Origin of the sequence: Arthrobacter oryzae, assembly GCF_030718995.1 — a bacterium.
Classification (GTDB): domain Bacteria; phylum Actinomycetota; class Actinomycetes; order Actinomycetales; family Micrococcaceae; genus Arthrobacter; species Arthrobacter oryzae_C.
In genome coordinates this window covers 1037474-1058143 of sequence record NZ_CP132204.1, presented here as the reverse complement: position 1 = coordinate 1058143, position 20670 = coordinate 1037474, and the positions used below count along the sequence as shown (strand labels likewise).

The following is a 20670-nucleotide window of genomic DNA, read 5'->3' as shown; positions in this document are numbered from 1 at the left end:
TGTGGATGGCCGGCAGAAAGCATCGGGTCCGCCGCAGCGTTGCGGTGAAGTGACGCTCAGGTGGCTGGCTGGGGTGTGCTGCCTGGATCCCGGGCGGGGCTGCGGTAGACAATCGGCTCCGAAGTAAACATAATGGAACCGGTTCCACTTTTATGTCATACCTGCTCGACGAGGTCAATACCCTAGTCTGAAAAAGTTCCTGCCGGAGGTTCCGGGGAGCCGCAGTAGCCGATGGAGGAGTACACGTGCAGAAGCAGCCGACCATACGCGATGTTGCCGCGGCTGCGGGGGTGTCCGTCGCCGTCGTTTCCCGCGTCCTCAATCCGGGGTCCGGTCCCGTGGCGGCGGTGACCCGAGGTCGTGTCAACGAGGTGATGGAAACCCTTGGCTACCACCCCCGCACAGCGGCCAGGGAGCTGAAGCATGGGCCGCCCACCACGCTGGGGCTGCTCCTGGCCGATGTCTCCAATCCCTTCTTCGCCCGGCTGGCGGACCAAGTTGTGCAGGAGGCGCACTCCCGCGGAATCCAGGTGCTCCTGATGACCACGCAGGAGGACGACCAGCTGGAGTCGGAGCGGCTGTCCACGCTCATTGAGCGGCGGGTCAGCGGGATTATCGCGACTCCTACGGGGAACAATCTGGAGATCTGGAAAAAGCTCCAGGAAATGGGGACCGATGTGGTGTTTGTTGACCGCTCCATCCCGTCGCTGCCGGCGGTGGACGTCGTGACAATCAACAACATTGAGTCGTCGAGATCGGCCACGGCGTTGCTGGCTGCCCACGGGCATCGCCGCATTGCGATCATCTCGGGCCCGGCGACATCGACCACCGGTCGGGACCGGGTCGCGGGCTATCGCGAAGCCCTGGAAGCGGCCGGTTTGGAGCAGGATGACCTGCTGATCCGCTCCGCTGCCTTCCGGGGTGCCGCCGGCGGGGACGCTGTGACGGCGCTGCTCCACCTGCAGGATCCGCCCACTGCGCTCGTGGTGGCCAATACAGCCCAGGTGACGGCCGTTCTCCGGCGACTGGCGCACGCCGGCGTCTCGATTCCGGATGAGTTGTCCGTCATCGTGTTCGAGGATTCGCCGTGGACCGAGCTGATGACTCCGCCCCTGACGATTGTCCGGCAGCCCATCGACCTGCTGGCCCGGCACTCGGTGCAACTGGCGTTGTCCAACGCCAGCGGGAAGTCGTCCGGAAAGCCGACCGTGATCCGGGTCGACGCCGAGCTCGTTGAACGGTCCAGCGTGGCGCGGCCAAAGCCGCGCGGCTAGCCTTTCGCGGACGGCGATTTACGCCGACCGACTCGCATGGTACAAAAAGTGTACCGGTTCCACCCTGGCTCTACTGCCTTTCTATGGCCGTCCGCCTACTGCCGCGCAGCCAGCCCCCGCCCCGAACTCAAAGGACTGTGAAAATGACCGAAACCACGCCACGCTCCCTCGCCCTTCTGGGGCTTGGCCCCATGGGTGGACCCATGGCCCGCCGGCTTCTGGACTCCGACGGCGGCCTTACCGTCTGGAACCGGACGTCCACGAAAACGGAACCGCTGGTTGCGCTGGGGGCGCGCGCCGCCACCTCGCCGGCTGACGCCGCGTCCGACGTCGTTCTTACGGTTTTGCCGGACCTGGACCAGGTTGAGTCACTGCTCCCGGGACCGGGTGGACTGCTGGCAGGCTGGTCGGCCAGGGGCACGGCCCGCCCCGTGCTTGTGGTCCACGGAACGGTTTCGCCGATCGCCGTCGCGGCCTTTGCGGAACGGCTGCTTCGTGACCACGGGGTCACGGTCCTTGATGCGCCGGTCAGCGGCGGCACCGTTGGCGCGGAGAACGGAACCCTCAGCATCATGGTCGGCGGCGACCGGGAAGCGGTGACATTGGTGGAACCGGTCTTCGCAGCCATGGGCACCACCGTCCGGTACATGGGTCCGAGCGGATCCGGGGCGCTCGCCAAGGCCTGCAACCAGATCGTCGTCGCCGCCACCGTGACCGCAGTCTCCGAGGCCATGCTCCTTGCGGGCAAGGGAGGCCTTGACCTGTCGGTGATGCTCGAGCTGCTGCAGGGCGGGCTGGCCGATTCCGCGGTGCTCCGGCAGAAGGGCCATCGCTGGATCAGCAACGATTTCGACGGCGGCGGGAGCGCAAGGAACCAGCTCAAAGACCTCAGGTTCATCCTGGACGCGGCGACTCAGGAAGGACTTGAGCTCCCCCTGAGCAACACTGTGCGGGGGCTCTTCGACGAGATGGTGGCCCGGGGCGACGGCGCACTGGACCACACGGGAATCCACCGCACCCTGGTGCTTAGAGGCGGAGTTCCATAAACACGCTGCTTGGATCCAGGACGTAGCTGCCGAAGGGAGGGCATTCGGTGAAACCGTGGCGGACATAGAGCCTCCGTGCGGGCGCGAAATAGTCCTCGGTTCCTGTCTCCAGGTAGACGCACTCGAAATCCCGGGTCCGGGCCACATCCAGGATGTGCCTGAGCATCATGGTGGCCACGCCTCGCCCCCGCGCGCTCGCCGTGGTGCGCATGGACTTAATTTCGCCGTGCCTGGCTGGGCCGTCCGGGGAATCGAGGTGCTTGAGCGCGCCGCACCCCAGGAGCACGCCGTCCTCGCGGGCCGTCCAGAACGTGATCGACGGGGCGGACAGTGCGGAGTGGTCCAGCGCGTGCACACTTTCCGCCGGCGAGGTGGCGAACATGTCCGCCAGGTGCTCGCTCAGGAGCTGGCTGACATCTCCCCGCGCGGGGTCATCCTGGTCAAGGTGAATCATCGCCTCAAATTTACCGGCGTGCCTGGCCACTATGAAAGTTGCCCTTGCCGCCGCCGTTGTGGTGGCCGCCCAACTGCGCCACCATGATCGTATGGATGCTGAAACACCGAATGGTGAGGAACGGATGGCCGGGGAACCGGCCGAACTGGTCGAGGAAGCGGTCGAGGAGCCGGCGGAGGAGCTGAGCGTTCCGCAGGCTTTCCTCCTGCTGGTTACGAACGACACGGACGGCGAACCCGAAGTGCCTGCCTACATACTCAGGACCACGTTGGCGGGGGCAATCCTGGCCGAACTGGAACTGATCGGGGCGATCGGGCTGCAGGGGAAGCACGTCAGGGCTACCGGCACTGCGCCGCAGACGGAGTTCGATCATCAGTTGGAACTCATCCGTCACAAGTCGCGGCCGCACACGCCCAAGCGGTGGGTCTCCATCCTGGAGGGGCGGGCCGAAGTGCAACGTGTTTATGAGGGGCTGGCGTCGCAGGGCATCGTGGATCATGTCGGCGAAAAGCACCTGGGAGTGTTCAGGACCGTGCGGTATCCGGAGAAGGACCATGCTCCGGAGGCGGCGATCCGGCGCAAGCTTAATGCCGCGCTGGAGGGTAAGCCGTCCGATGCCAGGACCACAGCCCTTGTCGCCCTCCTTGAGGCCGCCGGGCAGCTCGACAAACTCTCTCCGGCAGCGGACCGACGGCGGGCAAGGGAACTGGCGAAGGACTACTGGCCAGCCCGTGCGGTGGCTGACGAACTACGCATGATCAGGCTGGCGGAGGACGAAGCGGCAATCCTGGCCGACCCGGTTCGTGCAAGGCATCCGGAGTGACGTTCGCCGGGGGCGCCACCCCGGCGAACCACTTTGACGGGTCGGGAAAAACGACCAACCGGTCGGCGACCAGCCGGCCGTCGTGGATGACCGTGCGGTCGGTGCCGCGGTCCATGACGGTGCTCGTGACGGTCTCGCCGTCCACCAGGACAATGTCGGCCCGATCTCCGGGAGCCAGGCCGGGCCGGTCGTCGGGGCCGGCGAGCCGCTGGACGGTGCGATCCATGATGGAGGCGCCCCCGATCGTGGCGATCGCCGCACAGTGTTCGATCAGCCGGTCCTTGCGAAGCCTGTGCGTGAAAGCCAGTTGCCAGGTGCGGTCGAGCATGTCGCAATTGCCGTACGGGCTCCAGTAGTCCCGCTGGCCGTCCTCGCCCAAACCGACACGGATCCCGGCCTCGGTCATCCGGGCCAGGTCGAACTGCGTGCCGCCGGTTGCCGGGGCGACAGTTGCCCAGGCCACGTCGAGCTCGGCCATCTGCTCCACGAGCCTGGCGGTCACATCCGGGTGGACGTTGGCCAGCTCATAAGCGTGGGACAGGGACACGCGTCCCTGCATGCCCAGCGCGCGGGTCCGCTCGAAGACGAGTTCCGCGCTGAAGACCCCCAGATGGCCAGGCTCGTGCAGGTGAATGTCCACGTCCACCCCGTACTTCTCAGCCAGGCCGAACACGATGTCCAGGTGGCGGACCGGGTCGCGATCCAGCTGGCACGGGTCAATGCCGCCGATGGTCGTGGCCCCCGCCCGCAGGGCCTCCTCGAGGAGCGGGACCGTGCCGTCCTCGAGCAACAGGCCCGCCTGGGGGAAAGCCATGATCTCCACGTCGGCAGCGTGCGCGAATCGTTCCTTTGCGGCCAGCACTGCCTCGAAGCGCTCAAGCTTGCAGTCCACGTCGACCTGGGCGTAGGAACGGACGCGAGTGGTGCCCCGCGCGATCATTCGCTCCAGCGTCCCGGCCACCACGTCCTTGTAGGGGATGGGGGTGTCGCGCCAGTTTTCCCGGTCGTTGCACATCATGTTCCACACACCCGGCGAGGCGGTGTGCTCCCGGAACGGCAGCCCGATCCGGGTCGAATCGAGGTGGACGTGGACGTCCGTGAACGCGGGCAGCGCTATCCGGCCCCGTCCGTCCACGGCCCTGCCGGTTTCGACTGAAGAGACGACGGCGGTCCCCGCCGGATGGACGGCCGCAACCTTCCCTTCGCGAACCTCGAGGTCCACGGTGTCTCCGCCCCAGGGGCGGACGTTGGTGATGAGCATTGTTCATTCCTTTCGGCTGGGCGGTGCTGACAATGGGAACGACGGCGGGGAAGGCGCCGATCCCCGGGGACCGGCGCCTTCCCTACCGCAGCATGTATTAGAACTGGAAGGCAACCTGCGCGATGATCGCCGCAGCGAGGAAGCTCGCGGTGAAGGTCATCAGAGCCACGATGACAATCTTCCAGCTCAATGAGCGCAGCGCCTTCACATCGCGGCCCAGCGACATGCCGATCAGGGCGATCATGGGCAGGCCCGCGAAGAGGACGTTGATGTGCTGCGTGGCGGAGGCGATGAAGGGGCCGATGGGCAGGAACGTCGCGGACGCAATGGTGGCCAGGGCCAGGACCCAGATGCTGGACGGAACCGCCGGCACGAGCTTCGCAAGCACCAGCGCGACGGCGGTAAGGGCCAGCAGGATGAGCACCCCCGTAACGTCCCCCGGTTGCGCTGACCCGGTTCCGAGGGCATTCAGCAGGAAGCCGGCCGCTCCGGTGGCGGCGAAAGCGATGAGCCACGTCCGGGGGGTGCGGACAACAGTGGGGTCCTCTTCGATGCCGTAGACGTCCACCGTGTCGGATGCCCCCTCAGCTTCGATCCCGGCCCGGTCCAGGCGCGCCGCATCTGCGCCGCCCGGCTTGGTTCCCTCCGCAGCGTGGACGAGGGCGCCGCGGCGGACACGGCGGCCGAGGTCGTCCCGTCCGAAGATGCGGGACCACATCCTGTAGAGCTTCTGGCACATGGGCAGCGCGATAAAGACTCCGGCGTAGAAGCCGACGATGTTGGTGACCAGGTTGGAGAGGGCTGCGAGGGCCATGATTTCGCCTGCCATCTCCGGGTACAGGATGGACAGGGCGCCCACGCCGCCGAGCATCATAGAGGCGGACCCGAGTCCCAGGCCCAAAGCGAGGGCGCGGGGATCAAAGAAGTCCAGTCCGCCCAGGAGGCCGGCCAGGAGGGAAATGAACACGGCTCCGAAAACGCTGCCCAGCACCCACACGGCAAACACGCCGCGGTACTCGGGGGAGCGGACACCGAAGCGCTGGATGGCGAAGGCAAGGTAGGACTCACGGTCGATCGACCAGGTGGCACCAATGGCCGTGCGGCCCAGGCCGAGCGCTACTGCCACCGGGAGGGCGAGGATTACTGTGCCCACCACGTGGCCCACCTCCTGCAGGAGGATGGCGGGGCCGATGTTGGTGAACTTCGTCAGCGACGGGCCGATCTGCGTGCCAAGGCCTGCCAGGAAGAAAACAATGGAGACGTCCATCAGGTGCGTGGACACCGCCCGGGCACGCCCTCCGATGGGTTTCCATTTCTGGACGCCGAGGAATCCGCCGATGAGCACGGTCCACAGGATGGGCATCAGGACGATGGCGGCCGGGCCGAGGTGGAACTTGTGGGTTCCGATCATGATGGCAACGGCGCAGATGGCGGTGGAGAGGGCGATCATCGCGATCCACTGGGCAGGACGGGCATGGAAAGAACGTGAGGGTGGCGCATCCACGAGGGCGGACACGGTACTGCCTGTGGTCTTCGCTTCATTGGGCATGGAGCAGGCCTTTCCAAAGGGGGAATGAGGGGATCAGAACAAAGACGTCTCGCATGAGCGGAATCAAGCTTTGGTATACCAAATGACTGTATACTCGTACCCATTGAGAGGCAAGTCACATTTTTCAATCGCCGGCTACCTGCCACGGCGGCTGCCCAAGGAGGCCACGTTGTACAAGAAAATCTCGGCACGCTACGTTTTGGGTTTCGACGGAACACGGCACACGCTCATCGAGGACGGCGAAGTCGTCTTCGAGGGGGATTCCATCGTCTTCGTCGGGCGCGACTACGACGGCCCGGTCGACGAGGATCACGACTACGGCCAGAGCCTGGTGATGCCAGGCCTGATAGACCTGGACGCCCTCGCCGACATTGACCACCTCATCCTGGATTCGTGGCCTTCGCCCGAGGTCGCCGCCGGCCATCTCTGGTCGGACGACTACTTTGCCAACCGGCGCCGGGACGTGTTCACGCCGTCAGAGCGCGCCACGGTCCGCGAGTTCGCCCTGGCCCAGCTCGCCCTGCACGGCATCACGACCTACATGCCGATCGCCTCGGAGATCCACAGTTCCTGGGCTGAGGGCCTCGATGAGCTGGTGGGCATGGCGGAGATCAGCCGGCAGATCGGGCTGCGCGGTTACCTTGGGCCCGCCTACCGGTCCGGGGTCCATGTCACCACTGCCGCCGGCGGCCGGGAGGTCCACTTCGACGAGGCGCGGGGGCTTGCCGGCCTGCGCGACGCAGGGCGTTTCCTGGATTACGCCGCCGGCCTCGATGACCCGCTCGTCACCGGGGTCCTGCTGCCATGCCGCATCGAGACGCTGTCCGAGGACCTCATGCGGGAGACGGCGCGGATTGCCCGGGAGCGGGACGCGATTGTCCGGCTCCACTGCCTCCAGTCCCCGCTTGAGGATGAGCTCCTGCAGCGTTCCGCCGGACGCGGCGTCATGGAACTGCTCGAATCTACCGGCCTGTTCGGCGCGCGGCTGCTCATCCCCCATGGTGTGGTGATCGACGGGACGGACCCCGCCGCGTCAGTGCCGGGAGGCCCGCTTGACGTGCTGGCACGGCACGGCGTCAGCATTGTCCATTGCCCGCTGACGTCGTTCCGCTACCAGAAGCAGCTGGTTTCGTTCGACCGTTTCCGCCAGGCCGGCATCAACCTGTGCCTGGGTACTGACTCCTTCCCGCCGGACCTTGTCCGCGGCATGGATGTCGGCATGCACCTGACCCGGCTGGTGGAGGGGCGTCCTGATGCCGGAAGCCTGGCCGACTACTTCGACGCCGCGACCCTCGGCGGCGCGCAGGCTCTCGGGCGGGCGGACCTGGGACGGCTTGCCCCCGGCATGCAGGCCGACATCGCGGTGGTCTCCCTGGGCCACTTCGGCGACGGCGTGGTCGAGGACCCGCTGCGCACGCTGGTGCTCAACGGAACGGCGCGCCAGGTGACCGATACCTTCGTGGCAGGGCGCCCCGTCGTCGTCGGCGGTACCCTTCCCGGCATTGATCTCGCATCGCTGCGGGATGAAGGGCAGCGGCTCTTCGACCGGATGCGCGCTGCCTATTCGGAGCGGGACCTTCGAAACCGGGAGCCCGACGAGCTGTTCCCGCCCACCTACCCGCGCGCGGAAATCCGGCAGCCGGTCGCTGTTCCGCGCTGACCGGAGCTGCCGGCTCTTCACCTGCCCACTCTTGGCTTGGTATACCAAAGGCGGTAGAGTGGATGCATTGCGCGGCTCCGGCCCACCGTGGGGGATGCTGATCCGCCCCAGATAGAACCATGACTTCGACTTGCTGACATCGGCGCCCGCACTGCCGCGGAGCGGCCCCTTCCCCTTGGAGAGAACCATGTGCCTGCACGACCACACCCCTGCTGCCCTGCCGCCAACTGCGGTTCCACGCCGCGGCATCCTCGCCGGGGCAGCTGCCCTCGCCGGAATCTCGGTGGCAAGCCTTGCTGCGCAGCTTGGAAACGCCCCCGCCGCGAAGGCGGGCGGCAACCCGGCAAATGCAAGCTACCCTGGCCGCCCCGCTTCACCGCACCCCCTGATCATCGAGGGCGGAACCATCGTTGACCCCAAAACGGGCGATGCAGTGGCAGACGGCGTCCTTGTCCTGGAGGGAGGCAAAGTGACCGCGGTGGGCACCCGGGAGGAAACCCGGCGTGCCGTGGCCGCCCTTGCAGGACGGGCCCGCATCGTGGATGCCACGGGTCGCTGGGTCCTTCCCGGCCTCATTGACGTGCACGTTCATGCGAACGCGCTGTCCGATGCCCGGGCCATCCTGCAGGGCGGAGCCACCAGCGTCAGGAGCGGTTCGAGCAGTTTCTACCAGGACGTCGCCCTCGCTGCGCTGCCGGCCTGGGCCGCCGGTGCCTCACCCCGGATGAGCCCGGCAGGTCTGTTCATTTCGCCTCAGCTTGGGGACTCCCTCCTCGCAGACCCGGACCTGGCACCGCTGGCAGCCTTGGCCGGGGGAGTGACGGAACCGACGGACCTTGCCTACCTCACCAGGGTCAACCTGAAGCGCGGCGCCCAGGTGATCAAGACAAGGGCGAACCCGCGGGCAGGCCTGCCGGAACAGGACCCCCGCGAACTGGTCTACAACTACGAGCAGCTGTCTGCGGTGGTCAAGGCCGCAGGCAAAGCGGGCGTGCTGTGCCATGCCTACAGTGCGGAAGGGATCGACGGCGCGGTCCGGGCCGGCGTGCGCAGCATCGAGCACGGCGTCTTCGTCAGCGAGGAGACCATCGCCCGGATGGCCAGCCAGGGGACCTACTTCACCCCCACCATGGATGCCATCACCAGCATGGCAGGCTCCGCCAACCCCATCCTTGCCGCCCGGGGCAAGGAGTACACGCCGATCATCAAGGCGGCCGTGAAAGCCGCCCACGAAGCCGGCGTGACCGTCGTCGCAGGCACGGACTCCTTCGGATCCGACGTGACCCCGATCGGCACGGAGGTGCGCCTGTTGACCGAGGCCGGGCTCTCACCCCTGGACGCGCTGAGGGCCGCGACAGTAAATGCCGCCGCCTTGCTCGGCTGGAGTGATAACGCTGGACGCCTGGTGCGCGGTTCGTATGCAGACGCCGTCATCGTGGACTCCGACCCCTTGAGCAGCGCCTCCGCCCTCGAACAAATCAAGGCCGTGGTGGCGCAGGGAGTCCTGGTCCGGAACGACCTGCCATGACCCTGATTCTCACAGCCTCCGAGCTCGATGCCCTGGCCGATATGCCTGCGACCATCGCCGCCGTCGAACGCGTTTTTGCCGGCCTCAGCCGGGGCACCGCTGTCCAGCCCGCGCCGGACTCCCTCCTGCTGCCGTCCTCGGACGCGAGGTTCCTGCCCATGGCGGCGCTGTCCGGCGCCGAGGGGCTGGCATCGGTGAAACTGCTGGCAGACATCCCGGCAAACCGGGAGTCCAGCCTGCCCACGCAGCGGTCCACCATCATGCTTGTCTCGCAGCTGACCGGCGAGACCCTGGCCATCCTGGACGGCAAGGTCCCCACCCGGGTCCGCACTGCCGCCGCCAGCGCCGTGGCCACGAAGCTCCTGGCCCGGCCCGGCAGCACCACCCTGGGACTGGTCGGTGCGGGCGCGTTGGCCGTGGCGCATGTGGAAGCCATGCTGGCCGTCCTTCCGATTGAGAACGTGGTGGTGTGGTCCCGTTCCGCGGACACCGTGGCGGCCTTCTGCGGGGAGATTTCCCGTCACGGACTTGCTGTCACACGGGCGTCCAGCGTCCGGGACGTCGTGGAGGCCTCCGACGTGCTCTGCACCCTGACGCCGGCCGTTGAACCGTTGGTTAGGGGTGAGTGGTTCCGTCCCGGACTCCACGTGAACGCCGTTGGTTCCCGTCCCCGGGCGGACCACCGGGAGGTTGATTCGGCAGGCATGGTGCGGGCACGGGTTTTCGTCGACAGCCTGCCCACTGCCCGGGCCAAGTCCGGCGGGCTGATTATCCCCGTGGCCGAAGGTGTGATGAGCTTTGAGGACGTGGAAGCCGAGCTTGGGGACGTGGCGGCAGGGAAGAACGCAGGCCGCCTTGGCGATGAGGACATAACCTTGTTCAACTCGGTTGGCATCGGCCTGCAGGATCTTGCCATCGGACGGCTCCTGTACGACGCTGCGCTCACCCAGGGGGTGGGCACCCGCGTTGCGTTGAACAACTGAGAGGGTTGAACAACTGAGAAGGTTGAACAACTGAGAAGGCGCGGCACAGAGGCGTCCCGGTACTAACGGAGGCATGAATGACAGTCCAGGCGGAATCCCTCGCGTCCTCGGCGGACACTGCCAGGGCACGGATCCGGGAACTGATCATCTCAGGTGACTTTGTGCCGGGGGCCCGTCTCCGGGAGCGCGAGCTGTCCCAGACGCTGGCTGTTTCCCGGGTGCCCGTCCGGGAGGCCCTTCAGCAGCTGGAAGCTGAGGGTTTCATTGACACCTCCCCGCGGCGCGGTGCCACTGTCAAACAGATCACCCTGCGCGACGTCAATGAGCTCTTCGATGTGCGGCTCAGCCTGGAAGTCCTGGCCGCGCGCCTCGCAGCCCACGCCGCGGCACGGGGCGAGTCATCATCGAGGCTGCAGCAGATGATGGACCAGGCGGAGGAAGCGACCCTCCGCCATGACCACGCACAGATTCCGGTGATCAACACCGCGCTGCATGCGGAAATCGTGGCGTTGGGCGGCAACTCACTGCTGGAGTCCGCCATGAAGCCGCTGCTGGGCAGGATGCAGTGGCTTTTCACCTTGACCGGGCATCGTGACCCCCAGGTTCAGTGCGCGGAGCACCTGAGCCTGTGCAAGGCCATTTACGACGGCAAAGCGGAGCTGGCGGCGGCGTTGGCCTTTGCGCATGTGGAGCTGGGCCGCGAGCCGTCCCTCCAAGGACTCGCCGGGCGCCTGCCCGAAAGCTGACGGGACACGCTGACTGGACACGCTGACGGGACGCAAGCGGACGGGACGCCAGCGGACGGGACAGAACGGACGACGGCGGGAAGTCCCGCCGTCGTCCGTTCCTTCCGTTCCGAACAGCCCGGGGAGTTTTTGTCCAGATAACGGGAGTTGGGGGCCTCGTAAGTCGCTGTATCTGGACAAAAACTCCGGATCAGTGCCAGAGGCCCAGGGCGAACTCCGCGATCACGGTGGAGAGCAGGAAGGACGCCGTGATGGCCACCAGGCCCACCGGAATGATCTTCCAGCCGATGTTCTTCAGCAACGGGATGTCTTTGCCGAGGGACAGGCCTGCGAGCGTCAGCATGACGGTGGCGATGGACAGGAAGTCGACGGTCTTGATGAACCCGGTGAGCGCCTCGGCGCCGAAGAACCACGGGCTGGAGATGTAGGCGCCGATGGTGGTGATGTACACGATCGCCGAGATCTTCCGGGTGACCTTCGCCAGCGCAATGCTGACCAGGACCAGGGCCAGCATGATTCCGTACCCGGCAACGATGGACAGGCTGAACCCCTTGGCCGCCACCGACGCCGTGCCGATGCCGAGCACGGTCAGGACGGACAAGGACAGCCACAGCGGGAGCTTGATGGCCGCCGAGGATTCAGCTACGCGCTCGCGGAACCGCCGGTTTTCCTCTGCCTGTGCCTCGTCCCGCTCAATGTCCGCGGTGCTGCGCTCAGCGGCGGCGCCTGCCGTGACGGCGGCAGTCTCGCGGGCTGACTGTTTGCGGGTGAGCGCCTTGTAGAAACGGTCGGCCAGCGGCAGTGCGATGTAGATGCCCACGTAGACGCCCAGGACGGTGGTGATCAGGTTGGAGACGGCTGCCATGCCCAGGATGGCTTCCTGGTCGGCCGGGTAGGCGGCCACGATGCTGGCCGCCGAGGCCGCCATCATGGAGCCGGATCCCACGCCGGCGCCCATGGCCAAAGCTAGCGGATCGAAGATCTTCCAGTTGGCCACCAGGGAGGTGAGGAGCGTGATGAACACGGCGCCGAACAGCGTGCCGAAGACGTACATGGCCAGCACACCGCGGTACTGGTCCGAATCCGGCCCGTACTTTTCCGAGACCATCGCAAAGGACGGTTCCCGGTCCAGGGAGAACGTGGCGCCCACCGTGGCCTTGCCCATCCGGAGCAGGACAGCCAGGGGGAGTGCCAGCACGATGGTACCCAAAAGGTGCCCCACCTCCTGAAGGAGCAGCGCCGGGCCCGCCTTGATGAGGCTGGGCAGGCTGGGCCCGATGTTGAAGGCCAGCCGGGCCACCAGGAGCAGCACGGCGACGCCCACCAGGGCGGCGGCGACGCGCTGGAGGTCAAGACCGAGCGGCTTGAACTTCTGGATGGAGACGAGCAGGCCCACAATGAGGCCCCACACCATGGGGAAGATGATGATTGCGCCGATTCCGACGTCGATCTTCGCCTGGCCGATGAACTGGACCGCCACGGCGATCACAAGGGCCAGGGCGGCAATGGGGATGGTCAGCCTGGTGCCGGCCTTGTCTATCCGCGCTGTTTTGGTGGTGCTGCTCATGATGTGCCTTCCTGGGTGACAGTCCGACGGCGGTATGCCGCTGTGATGAAGCGTTCTCTTTGGGCGGGGGTTGAGGCTGCGGCGGCGATGGTCCAGGCCAGCGCGGTGGCTGCCTCGAACATCACTCCGTAGGCCTCGGGGGTGTCGGCAAGCGCGGCAAACGCATGCGAATGGATGGGAACATCAGCCCCCGGGATGCTCAACCAGGGATGCAGGGACGGGATGACCTGGGAGATGTTGCCCATGTCGGTTGAGCCGCCGCTCAGGCCTGACGAGCGGGAGGTGTCCTTGCCGAACACATCCATCGCACCGGTCCAGTGCGCGGCCAGGTCGTCGTCCTGGAGCAGGGGCTCGTAGAGGGGCTCGGTCGCCTCGATGGCCAGCGTTGTTCCGGTGGCCAGGGCGGCGCCTTCGAAACAGCGGCGGACACGCTCCAGTAAGGCCTCGTATGCGGGCAGGGTGAAGGCCCGGCATTCAAACTGGACCACCGCCCGCTCCGGAATGATGTTGGTGACGTGTCCGGCCTCGGCAACGAAGCAGGCGATCCGGTGGTCTCCGGGGATCTGCTGGCGGAGCAGTCCGATGGCCACCTGGCTCAGGACGGCCGCGTCCGCGGCGTTCACACCGAGATGCGGCGCCGCCGCAGCATGCGCCGCCTTACCGGTGAACGTTGCCTTGTACCGGCCCACGGCCTGGGCGCTGGTACCGGCCGGGTTGTAGGTGAGCCCGTCCTGGACGGGATGGACCATCAGCGCCAGCCCGACGCCGTCGAACGCTCCCTGCTCCAGCATGAGCACTTTGCCGCCGCCATGTTCCTCGGCCGGCGTTCCGATGGCCTTCAGCGTGATGGCCAGCTCGTCCACGTAGGGTCTCAGGGCCAGCGCGGCGGCGACCGATGCGCCCGCGATCAGGTTGTGCCCGCACGCGTGACCGATATCGGGGAGCGCATCGTATTCCACGCACAATGCCACCGTCAGTTCACCGCTTCCGGCGCTCGCGGTGAAGGCCGTGGGAAGGCCCCCGGAGCCGCGTTCAACCTCGAAGCCGCCCTCGGCAAGCAGCGCCGCGGCCGTCTCGGCCGAGTGCACCTCCTCGAAGGAGACCTCCTTGGCGGCGTGGATTTCCCGGGCCAACGCCTGGACCCGGGGCTTCCAGTTGTCGACGCCTTCCGCAAGGGCCGCACGGAGCGCCGCCAGGGCGGGGGGTGTGTCAGTCAGTTCCATGAACATCTGCCTGTTCTCGTAGGACGCTTGGGTAAGCCGCTGTCAGTAAGCCGCTCTTAGTAGGAAAGGGACGGGAAAGGGGACCCTGCCGCCCGCGTGGGAACCCAGACGGCCTTGGTCTGGGTGTATTCATCCAGGACACCGGGGCCGGACGAGCGCCCGTGGCCGGAATCGCCGAAGCCGCCGAACGGGACGGCCACGTGGATGGTCTTGTACGAGTTGATCCAGAAAGTTCCGGCCTTCACCTCGCGGGCAATGTGGTGTGCGCGGGAGATGTCGGACGTCCACACCGCACCGGCCAGGCCGAAGTTGGTGTTGTTGGCCCTCGCAATCGCTTCAGCCTCCGTGTCGAACGCGTCCGCGCCCACCACGGGACCGAAAACTTCCGTGGTTTCCAGGCGGTTCGCGGGCGTGACGCCGTCGAGCAGGGTGGGCATCACCCAGTGGCCGCCCGCCAAGGCGGACCCGGCTAGGGCATCCGGAAGAGCCGCCCCCGTGACCCGGCGGCCGCCGTCGTTCACTCCTGCCTCGATGAGGGTGTTCACGGTGGCGAACTGCTGGGCCGTGATGATGGGGCCAACCTCGGTGTCCGCACTGAGCGGGTCGCCCACCCGCAGCCGCGCCGCGCGTCCGGCCACCAGCTCAATGAACTGCGCGTGCACGCTCCGCTCCACCAGAAGACGTGATCCGGCCACGCAGGACTGCCCTGCGCCGGAGAAGATGGCCGAGACGGCGCCGTCCGCGGCGCGGTCCAGGTCGGCGTCGGCGAACACAATGTTGGCGCTCTTGCCGCCGAGTTCCAGCAGCGCGGGAATCCCGGCCTGCGCGGCCGCGACGGCCACCCGGCGTCCGGTCGGGACGGAGCCGATGAAGCTGACCTTGCCGACGCGGCGGTCGCTGGTGAGGGCCGCGCCCACAGTCTGGCCCAGCCCTGCGGCCACGTTGAACACGCCTGCCGGCAGGCCGGCCTGGTGCGCCAGTTCGGCCAGCCGGACCGACGACGCGGGAGTGAATTCGCTGGGCTTGATGATCACGGCATTGCCCGCGGCCAGCGGGGCGGCTGAATTCCAGCCGGCTGTGAACAGCGGGGCGTTCCAGGGCGTGATGGCGACGACGACGCCCCAGGGGACACGCTCGGTGTAGGTGTGCCACGGCCCGGGAACCGGAATGGTGAGCCCCGTCAGCTTGTCCGCCCAGCCGGCGTAGTAGCCGAACATTTCGGCCACCTTGGCTGCTTCGACCCGGGCGTCGCGGAGGGGCTTGCCGGTGGTTGCTGACTCAAGGATGGCAAGTTCCTCGGCATGGGCTTCCACCACCCGGCTGACGTTGCGCAGGATGGCTGCCCGTTCGAAACCGTTCAGGGCGCCCCACGCTGCTGCGCCCGCCGTCGAGCTTTCCAGGATGGCGTTGGCGCCTTCGGTGCCAGGGTCCGCATAGGTGGCAAAGGCTTCGCCGGTGGCGGCTGCAGTGAGGGTGATGCCCTCGCCGTTGCCACGGACAACGCGGCCGTCAAGGAAGGCGCCGAGGCCGGCCGGAAACGCTGCGTCCAGGACTGCCCGGGCGGTGGCTGCCGAGGAGGAGGTAGGTGCTGTGGTGATGCTCAATGTGGTGTTCCTTGTGGGCTCGGTAGGCTTAGGGGGCTGGGGGATCAGGCGACGGCGGTGGTGCCGTTTTCGGTGCCGTCTGCGGTGCGCGGTGCGGCGTCCGGTGCGCCGGACGGCGTGATGGCGGGGGCGACGGTCCGGGCGATTTCGGTGAAATCCGCGCGGGGCCCGAGGGCGGCCAGCGCGTCCTGCCACTGGCCGGCGACTGCTGCCAGCAGGGCGGGGCTTTCGCCGATCTGCCGGGCGACGTCCACGGCGAGGGCGGCATCGCGGGCCATCAGGCCGAGGGAGAATCCTGAGTCGTGCGTGCCGGTGAGCACCCAGTTGGGATACATGTTGGCCGAGACTTTGCTGCCGCCGGAGGCTTCGCTGATGCTGGCCGCCGCCTTGGCGGGATCGATGCCGTAGGCCTTGGCGACGCCGAGGGCCTCACCGACGGAGACCAGGTTGGCCGCTGCCAGGACGTTGTTGAGGAGCTTGACAACGTTACCGCTGCCGGAGCCGCCGATGTGGCTGTACTTGCCGCCGGTGAGGGCGAGCAGGACAGGTTCGGCGGCTTTCAGGGCGGCTTCCGTTCCGCCGACGAAGGCGCTCAGCGATCCGGTGGCTGCACCGTCGCGGCCACCGGAGACCGGGGCGTCCACGAAGGCTGCACCCCGGGCGCCGGCAAGGCTGGCCATCTGCTTGCTGGTGGCCGGTTCGGAGGTGGTGGTGTCAATGATCGCCACGGTTCCCGGCGCCGCCAGGAGCAGGGGAACGGTGGTTTCCACGATGCTGGCCGCCGGCAGGGAGAGGACGGCGTAGGGGGTTCCGGCGAGGTCCTCAAGGCTGGCGGTGGTGGCGATACCGGTGTGGTCGGCGGCGGCCCGGGCGGCCTCGGAGGGGTCGAAGCCGGTGACGTCCCAGCCGGCTTTGTGCAGCGTTGCGGCCATTGCCCCGCCCATGGCTCCAAGACCAATGACGGCTATGCGGCGGTCTGTGCTGGTGTTCATGAACTGCTCCTGGAGTATGCGTGTGGAGGGTATGCCTGTGAGGGGAGGCGTGTGTTTGGGGGTGGGGGAGGGGTGGGATCAGTCGAGGTAGATGTCCAGGTCTTTCCACAGTTGTTGGGTGCGGCGGATGGCGGCGCGGCTGCGTTCGGGATGCGCCGCTTCCATGCCCGCGAGCAGGCCGTAGACCACTGAGTTTGCCGCTGTCACGGACTGGAAGAAGGAGATTCCTTCCGAGGCGACCACCAGGAGGTGGTCGGCAGCAGCGGCAAGGCGGCCGCGGCGCATGTCGCTGATCGCAATGACCGTGGCGCCTGCCTGTTTTGCGGCTTCGGCGGTAACAATGATCTGCCGGATGGAGCGCCACATGTTGACGACCACCAGGACATCGCCTTCACCGAGGGTGTTGGTGCTGGAAGCCAGGTGGACGCCGGCGCGGTTCTCCAAGGTGATGGGGTAGCCCATGGTGGAGCCGAGGTGGGCCATCACGCTGGCCGGGCCGGCGAACGAGCCAAGCCCGACGACGGTGATGGACTTCGCGGCGGCCATGGCCGCAATGGCGGCCTCGGCGTCGTCTCCGGTGTTGGAGTCCAGCGTCAGGCGCAGGTTCTCGATGTCATGGTTGAGCGCGTCATGGAGGGGACTGCGGTGGACGCCGTGCTCGGTCAGGGTGTCTTCAGTGGAGATCATGACGAGGTAGCGCGAGCGCAGTTCCCGCTGGAGGTCGGGCCAGCCGCGGTAACCCAGGTGTTGGGCCGTACGGACCACCGTGGAGTTGTTGACGTCGGCCCGCTGGGCGATTTCGGCGATGTCCGAGTAGGAAGACAGCTGCGGATTGCGGGCGATGACATCCACCACCCGGCTCTGGGCTTTGGACAGCGGAACGTCCGGCAGGGCGTCGCCTAGCCACGCCGGGGAGGCGTTCCCGGCGCCGTTGGCGCCTGCTCCGCCGGCTTCAAGATCGACCGCGTTCGTGTTCAAGTCCGGACCTCTTCCGTAACGCAGATCACTCTGCAAGTGTGATTGCAATAAATGTACTATGCAATCTTGTTTGCGAATAGGCTTTTTGATTTCCGGCTTGTAAATCCTCATTGTGGTGCCCGCCTCACTGCGCCACCATGATCGTATGGATGCACAAACACCGAATGGTGAGGAACGGATGGCCGGGGAACCGGTCGAGGAACCGACGGCGGAGGAGCTGAGCCTTCCGCAGGCTTTCCTCCTGCTGGTTACGAACGACGCGGACGGCGAACCCGAAGTGCCTGCCTACTTACTCAGGACCACGTTGGCGGGGTCAGTCCTGGCCGAACTGGAACTGATCGGGGCTATCGGGCTGCAGGGAAAGCACGTCCGGGCTACCGGAGGCACGCCGCAAACGGAGTTCGAGCACCAGCTGGAGCTCATCCGTCACAAGTCGCGGCCGCATACTCCCAAGCGGTGGGTCTCCATGCTGGAGGGTCGCGCGGAAGTGCAGCGTGTTCTTGAGGGGCTGGCGTCCCGGGGCATCGTGGACCAGGTCGGCGAAAGGCATCTGGGCCTGTTCAGGACCGTGCGGTATCCGGAGAAGGACCATGCTCCGGAGGCGGCGATCCGGCAGAAGATCCAAGCGGCTCTGGACGGAAAGCCGTCCGATGCCAGGACCACAGCCCTTGTCGCCCTCCTTGAGGCGGCCGGGCTGCTCGACAAACTCTTCCCGGCAGCGGACCGCATACAGGCAAGGGAGCTGGCGAAGGACTACTGGCCTGCGCGTGCGGTGGCGGACGAACTGCGCATGATCAGGCTGGCGGAGGCCGAGGCTACGACCTAGGCCGGCCCTCTTCGCCGGCGTGCTGGAACAGTTCCACCACGTTGCCGGCCGGGTCTTGCAACAGGATCTGCTGGCCGCCCGGGCCCTTGACGATGTCGTTCCGGAACGTGACGCCGGCGGCGCGCAGCCGGTCCACTTCGGCCGCGATGTCGCCCACGATGAGGTGGATGCGGTTCCACCCGCCCGGTGACGGGACCGCGCCATCCGGCATTGGCCGGCCCGCCGAGCTGGCCGGGCCGCTCAGCAGGAGCCTCAGGTTGCCGCGGGCGACGTCGGCGAACGCCGGTGCGGCGTTCATCCTGAGGGTGAATCCGAGGTGCTTGGTGTAGAAGTCGACGGCGGCCTCGACGTCGTCCACCATGTACCGGACGCTGACCATGTCCGAAAGGTCGTTGGTCATTGCCGGCTCCTTTCCGAACCCGGGGAAATACTCGACGACGTGGAGCAAGAACCGGCGGCTCCATGTATCCAGTGTGCTTCTTTTGAGGGCCCGCGGGGCTGCCTCACAGCCCTTTTCTGCGGAGACGCCCGGCGTTAGGATGCCGTGTGACCTTCACCCACGGCTACGCGGACAACGGCGGCCTTCGCATGTACTACGAGGTCCATGGGGAGGCGGTGCCCGGCCAGCCGCCGCTGCTCCTGATCCCGGGCGGCGGCTCCACCATCGGCACCAACTTCGGCGGGCTCATCCCGTTGCTGGCCGGACACCGCCAGGTGATTGCCGTGGAGGAGGAGGGCCACGGCCGCACGCAGCCCACCAGCCGCCCGCTCACTGCGGAGAACTCCGCCGGCGACATCCTCGCCGTTCTGCGCCAGCTCAAGGTGGACACTGCGGACGTGCTGGGATTCAGCGCCGGCGGCCACACCGCCGTCGCCATGGCACTCGGGCGGCCCGCCGCTGTCCGGCGCCTCATCATCGCCTCCACGTTCGTGGGCCGCGACGCCGTGCCCGACGGGTTCTGGGACAGCATGGCGCAGGCAACCCTCGCGGACATGCCTGCCACCTACAAGGACGCCGACCTGCTCCTCAACCCTGAACCCGGCCACCTGGAGCGGCTCTTCGAGCTGGACCGCCGGCGGATCCTGGACTTCCCCGGCTGGTCCGACGAGCAACTGCGCGGCATCACGGCATCCACGCTGGTAGTCAGCGGTGACCGGGACATTGTCACCGCCGGGTATGCCGCCCGGATGGCCGGCGCCATTACTGGCGCCCGCCTGCTGGTGGTCCCCGGCGGCCACGGCGACTACCTCGGCGAGGAAGCCGCAAGCGGCGGGGACCTGCGGACCATGCACGCGACATTCCCGCTACTGCTGCGGTTCCTCGACGGGTAGGGGCTTAAGTTTCTGGATGGGCGAGCGTTATTTCGGTGTGGATAATGATCGCGGAGCACTGGAATTGCGCGCTGCAGCTTTGCAGGTAGACCGAAGCTGCGGCGGCGCCTTCGTTGAACGCCATCATATTTGGAATTACTCGTATGGTGACTGTTTGGGTCTGCTTGGTGCAGCTGAGCTGATCGTTTCCGCCACCGCCGGCGATACGCCCGTCGCTGACTCTTTGGGTGATTTGGACTACGGGTATCGCGATGATCAGAGCGGGATCGGTATCGCACACGAAGGTGACGGGAACATCCACCGCGGCACCGTCGGCCACAAGGACTCCCGGCCCCAGGCTGACCAGCGCGGCGGGGGCTGCTTGCGCGGGGGTGGGTATGGTCACGAGGGCGGCGGCAAGAGCGGCCGCGAGGCACATTCTGGTGCCTAACATCAGGTTCTCCCTTGAATGGAAGTGTGGCGTCCTGCGTTCCGCATTGTCGGCCAGTGCGGTGATTGGGCGTCTTATATGTACGGGGCGTAGCCCCTGACGACAGCGCCGTGCCGGGTGCCGACTGATGCGGCTGAAAGTCCGGTTGGCCGTAGATTACTCACCAGCCGCCTGCGTGACAATAGCTATTCCAACAGCGCACGACGGCGGGACCTCCCGGGCCGGGTCTGACGAGTTCGTAGTATTAAACCGTGCGGGCCTGAAACGGCGGAGAACAACCTGGACTACTGCGCTGGCCGTGTTGGGCGCATGGCTCCCGGGAGTCATACCAGTGGCTCAGGTGGCCCGCACCCAACGCAAACGCACGACGGCGGGAGGTCCCGCCGTCGTCCGC

Annotated in this window: 19 protein-coding genes; 9 read left to right on the top strand and 10 right to left on the bottom strand. The window is 66.9% G+C overall.

Translation table 11 applies throughout. The annotated features are described in order from the left end of the window. Positions 1 to 245: 245 nt before the first annotated feature. Together Q8Z05_RS04940 and Q8Z05_RS04935 are read left to right on the top strand one after the other, a co-directional pair. Complete coding sequence (locus Q8Z05_RS04940; protein ID WP_305942376.1) at positions 246 to 1274, top strand: substrate-binding domain-containing protein; 1029 nt, start codon at positions 246 to 248, stop codon at positions 1272 to 1274. 143 nt (positions 1275 to 1417) lie between these two features. Continuing rightward, positions 1418 to 2320 carry an NAD(P)-dependent oxidoreductase gene (locus Q8Z05_RS04935; RefSeq protein ID WP_305942375.1) on the top strand — a complete coding sequence of 301 codons (903 nt, stop codon included), beginning with the start codon at positions 1418 to 1420 and terminating at the stop codon, positions 2318 to 2320. Here the strand turns inward: Q8Z05_RS04935 and Q8Z05_RS04930 are convergent. Next, positions 2301 to 2774, bottom strand: a complete 474-nt coding sequence (locus Q8Z05_RS04930; RefSeq protein WP_305942374.1) for a GNAT family N-acetyltransferase — start codon at positions 2772 to 2774, stop codon at positions 2301 to 2303. The genes Q8Z05_RS04935 and Q8Z05_RS04930 overlap by 20 nt on opposite strands. Before the next feature lie 124 nt (positions 2775 to 2898). Here Q8Z05_RS04930 and Q8Z05_RS04925 point away from each other — a divergent pair, with 124 nt between their 5' ends. After that, complete coding sequence (locus tag Q8Z05_RS04925) at positions 2899 to 3597, top strand: GOLPH3/VPS74 family protein (RefSeq protein WP_305943484.1); 699 nt, start codon at positions 2899 to 2901, stop codon at positions 3595 to 3597. Here Q8Z05_RS04925 and Q8Z05_RS04920 read toward each other — a convergent pair. Next, positions 3533 to 4858, bottom strand: a complete 1326-nt coding sequence (locus Q8Z05_RS04920) for an amidohydrolase family protein (RefSeq protein WP_305942373.1) — start codon at positions 4856 to 4858, stop codon at positions 3533 to 3535. The two genes, Q8Z05_RS04925 and Q8Z05_RS04920, sit on opposite strands and share 65 nt — an antisense overlap. A 97-nt stretch (positions 4859 to 4955) precedes the next feature. Beyond that, a complete protein-coding gene (locus Q8Z05_RS04915) occupies positions 4956 to 6407 on the bottom strand; it encodes a DUF3100 domain-containing protein (RefSeq protein ID WP_305942372.1) in 1452 nt (483 codons plus the stop codon). A 169-nt stretch (positions 6408 to 6576) separates the two neighbouring features. On the opposite strand from Q8Z05_RS04915, the gene Q8Z05_RS04910 reads away from it, so the two are divergent. The 4 genes from Q8Z05_RS04910 (at position 6577) to Q8Z05_RS04895 (ending at position 11324) form a co-directional block, all read left to right on the top strand. Beyond that, the gene (locus Q8Z05_RS04910; RefSeq protein WP_305942371.1) at positions 6577 to 8067 is read left to right on the top strand and encodes an amidohydrolase family protein; all 1491 of its coding nucleotides are present in this window, start codon (positions 6577 to 6579) and stop codon (positions 8065 to 8067) included. A gap of 187 nt (positions 8068 to 8254) precedes the next feature. Then, the gene (locus Q8Z05_RS04905; RefSeq protein ID WP_305942370.1) at positions 8255 to 9595 is read left to right on the top strand and encodes an amidohydrolase family protein; all 1341 of its coding nucleotides are present in this window, start codon (positions 8255 to 8257) and stop codon (positions 9593 to 9595) included. Beyond that, a complete protein-coding gene (locus Q8Z05_RS04900) occupies positions 9592 to 10578 on the top strand; it encodes an ornithine cyclodeaminase family protein (protein WP_305942369.1) in 987 nt (328 codons plus the stop codon). Before Q8Z05_RS04905 ends, Q8Z05_RS04900 begins: the two co-directional genes overlap by 4 nt. A gap of 77 nt (positions 10579 to 10655) precedes the next feature. Continuing rightward, positions 10656 to 11324: a GntR family transcriptional regulator gene (locus Q8Z05_RS04895; protein WP_305942368.1), complete on the top strand. Its 669-nt coding sequence runs from the start codon at positions 10656 to 10658 to the stop codon at positions 11322 to 11324. A 190-nt stretch (positions 11325 to 11514) separates the two neighbouring features. On the opposite strand, the gene Q8Z05_RS04890 is transcribed toward Q8Z05_RS04895, so the two are convergent. The 5 genes from Q8Z05_RS04890 to Q8Z05_RS04870 form a co-directional block, all read right to left on the bottom strand. Continuing rightward, a complete protein-coding gene (locus Q8Z05_RS04890) occupies positions 11515 to 12891 on the bottom strand; it encodes a DUF3100 domain-containing protein (protein WP_305942367.1) in 1377 nt (458 codons plus the stop codon). Then, positions 12888 to 14114, bottom strand: coding sequence for an amidohydrolase (locus tag Q8Z05_RS04885; RefSeq protein ID WP_305942366.1), 1227 nt, complete (start codon positions 14112 to 14114; stop codon positions 12888 to 12890). The genes Q8Z05_RS04890 and Q8Z05_RS04885 overlap by 4 nt, the downstream gene beginning before the upstream one ends. A gap of 56 nt (positions 14115 to 14170) precedes the next feature. Beyond that, positions 14171 to 15718 carry an aldehyde dehydrogenase family protein gene (locus Q8Z05_RS04880; protein WP_305942365.1) on the bottom strand — a complete coding sequence of 516 codons (1548 nt, stop codon included), beginning with the start codon at positions 15716 to 15718 and terminating at the stop codon, positions 14171 to 14173. Between the two features lie 44 nt (positions 15719 to 15762). Beyond that, positions 15763 to 16710 carry an NAD(P)-dependent oxidoreductase gene (locus Q8Z05_RS04875; protein WP_305942364.1) on the bottom strand — a complete coding sequence of 316 codons (948 nt, stop codon included), beginning with the start codon at positions 16708 to 16710 and terminating at the stop codon, positions 15763 to 15765. Between the two features lie 78 nt (positions 16711 to 16788). Then, positions 16789 to 17688: a MurR/RpiR family transcriptional regulator gene (locus Q8Z05_RS04870; protein ID WP_305942363.1), complete on the bottom strand. Its 900-nt coding sequence runs from the start codon at positions 17686 to 17688 to the stop codon at positions 16789 to 16791. Between the two features lie 145 nt (positions 17689 to 17833). Here Q8Z05_RS04870 and Q8Z05_RS04865 point away from each other — a divergent pair, with 145 nt between their 5' ends. After that, positions 17834 to 18514 carry a GOLPH3/VPS74 family protein gene (locus tag Q8Z05_RS04865; RefSeq protein ID WP_305942362.1) on the top strand — a complete coding sequence of 227 codons (681 nt, stop codon included), beginning with the start codon at positions 17834 to 17836 and terminating at the stop codon, positions 18512 to 18514. Here the strand turns inward: Q8Z05_RS04865 and Q8Z05_RS04860 are convergent. Further along, positions 18504 to 18914, bottom strand: a complete 411-nt coding sequence (locus Q8Z05_RS04860; protein ID WP_305942361.1) for a VOC family protein — start codon at positions 18912 to 18914, stop codon at positions 18504 to 18506. The two genes, Q8Z05_RS04865 and Q8Z05_RS04860, sit on opposite strands and share 11 nt — an antisense overlap. 146 nt (positions 18915 to 19060) lie before the next feature. Here Q8Z05_RS04860 and Q8Z05_RS04855 point away from each other — a divergent pair, with 146 nt between their 5' ends. Continuing rightward, positions 19061 to 19846, top strand: coding sequence for an alpha/beta fold hydrolase (locus Q8Z05_RS04855; protein WP_305942360.1), 786 nt, complete (start codon positions 19061 to 19063; stop codon positions 19844 to 19846). Between the two features lie 4 nt (positions 19847 to 19850). Here the strand turns inward: Q8Z05_RS04855 and Q8Z05_RS04850 are convergent, their stop codons facing one another. Continuing rightward, positions 19851 to 20264: a hypothetical protein gene (locus Q8Z05_RS04850; RefSeq protein ID WP_305942359.1), complete on the bottom strand. Its 414-nt coding sequence runs from the start codon at positions 20262 to 20264 to the stop codon at positions 19851 to 19853. Positions 20265 to 20670 lie beyond the last annotated feature (406 nt).

Excerpts from the sequence above, each read along its gene's own strand:
- Q8Z05_RS04935 (WP_305942375.1), top strand. The coding sequence starts at position 1,418 with ATGACCGAAACCACGCCACGCTCCCTCGCCCTTCTGGGGCTTGGCCCC.
- Q8Z05_RS04930 (WP_305942374.1), bottom strand. The coding sequence starts at position 2,774 with ATGATTCACCTTGACCAGGATGACCCCGCGCGGGGAGATGTCAGCCAG.
- Q8Z05_RS04925 (WP_305943484.1), top strand. The coding sequence starts at position 2,899 with ATGGCCGGGGAACCGGCCGAACTGGTCGAGGAAGCGGTCGAGGAGCCG.
- Q8Z05_RS04920 (WP_305942373.1), bottom strand. The coding sequence starts at position 4,858 with ATGCTCATCACCAACGTCCGCCCCTGGGGCGGAGACACCGTGGACCTC.
- Q8Z05_RS04915 (WP_305942372.1), bottom strand. The coding sequence starts at position 6,407 with ATGCCCAATGAAGCGAAGACCACAGGCAGTACCGTGTCCGCCCTCGTG.
- Q8Z05_RS04905 (WP_305942370.1), top strand. The coding sequence starts at position 8,255 with ATGTGCCTGCACGACCACACCCCTGCTGCCCTGCCGCCAACTGCGGTT.
- Q8Z05_RS04900 (WP_305942369.1), top strand. The coding sequence starts at position 9,592 with ATGACCCTGATTCTCACAGCCTCCGAGCTCGATGCCCTGGCCGATATG.
- Q8Z05_RS04895 (WP_305942368.1), top strand. The coding sequence starts at position 10,656 with ATGACAGTCCAGGCGGAATCCCTCGCGTCCTCGGCGGACACTGCCAGG.
- Q8Z05_RS04890 (WP_305942367.1), bottom strand. The coding sequence starts at position 12,891 with ATGAGCAGCACCACCAAAACAGCGCGGATAGACAAGGCCGGCACCAGG.
- Q8Z05_RS04885 (WP_305942366.1), bottom strand. The coding sequence starts at position 14,114 with ATGGAACTGACTGACACACCCCCCGCCCTGGCGGCGCTCCGTGCGGCC.
- Q8Z05_RS04875 (WP_305942364.1), bottom strand. The coding sequence starts at position 16,710 with ATGAACACCAGCACAGACCGCCGCATAGCCGTCATTGGTCTTGGAGCC.
- Q8Z05_RS04865 (WP_305942362.1), top strand. The coding sequence starts at position 17,834 with ATGGATGCACAAACACCGAATGGTGAGGAACGGATGGCCGGGGAACCG.
- Q8Z05_RS04860 (WP_305942361.1), bottom strand. The coding sequence starts at position 18,914 with ATGACCAACGACCTTTCGGACATGGTCAGCGTCCGGTACATGGTGGAC.
- Q8Z05_RS04850 (WP_305942359.1), bottom strand. The coding sequence starts at position 20,264 with ATGTGCCTCGCGGCCGCTCTTGCCGCCGCCCTCGTGACCATACCCACC.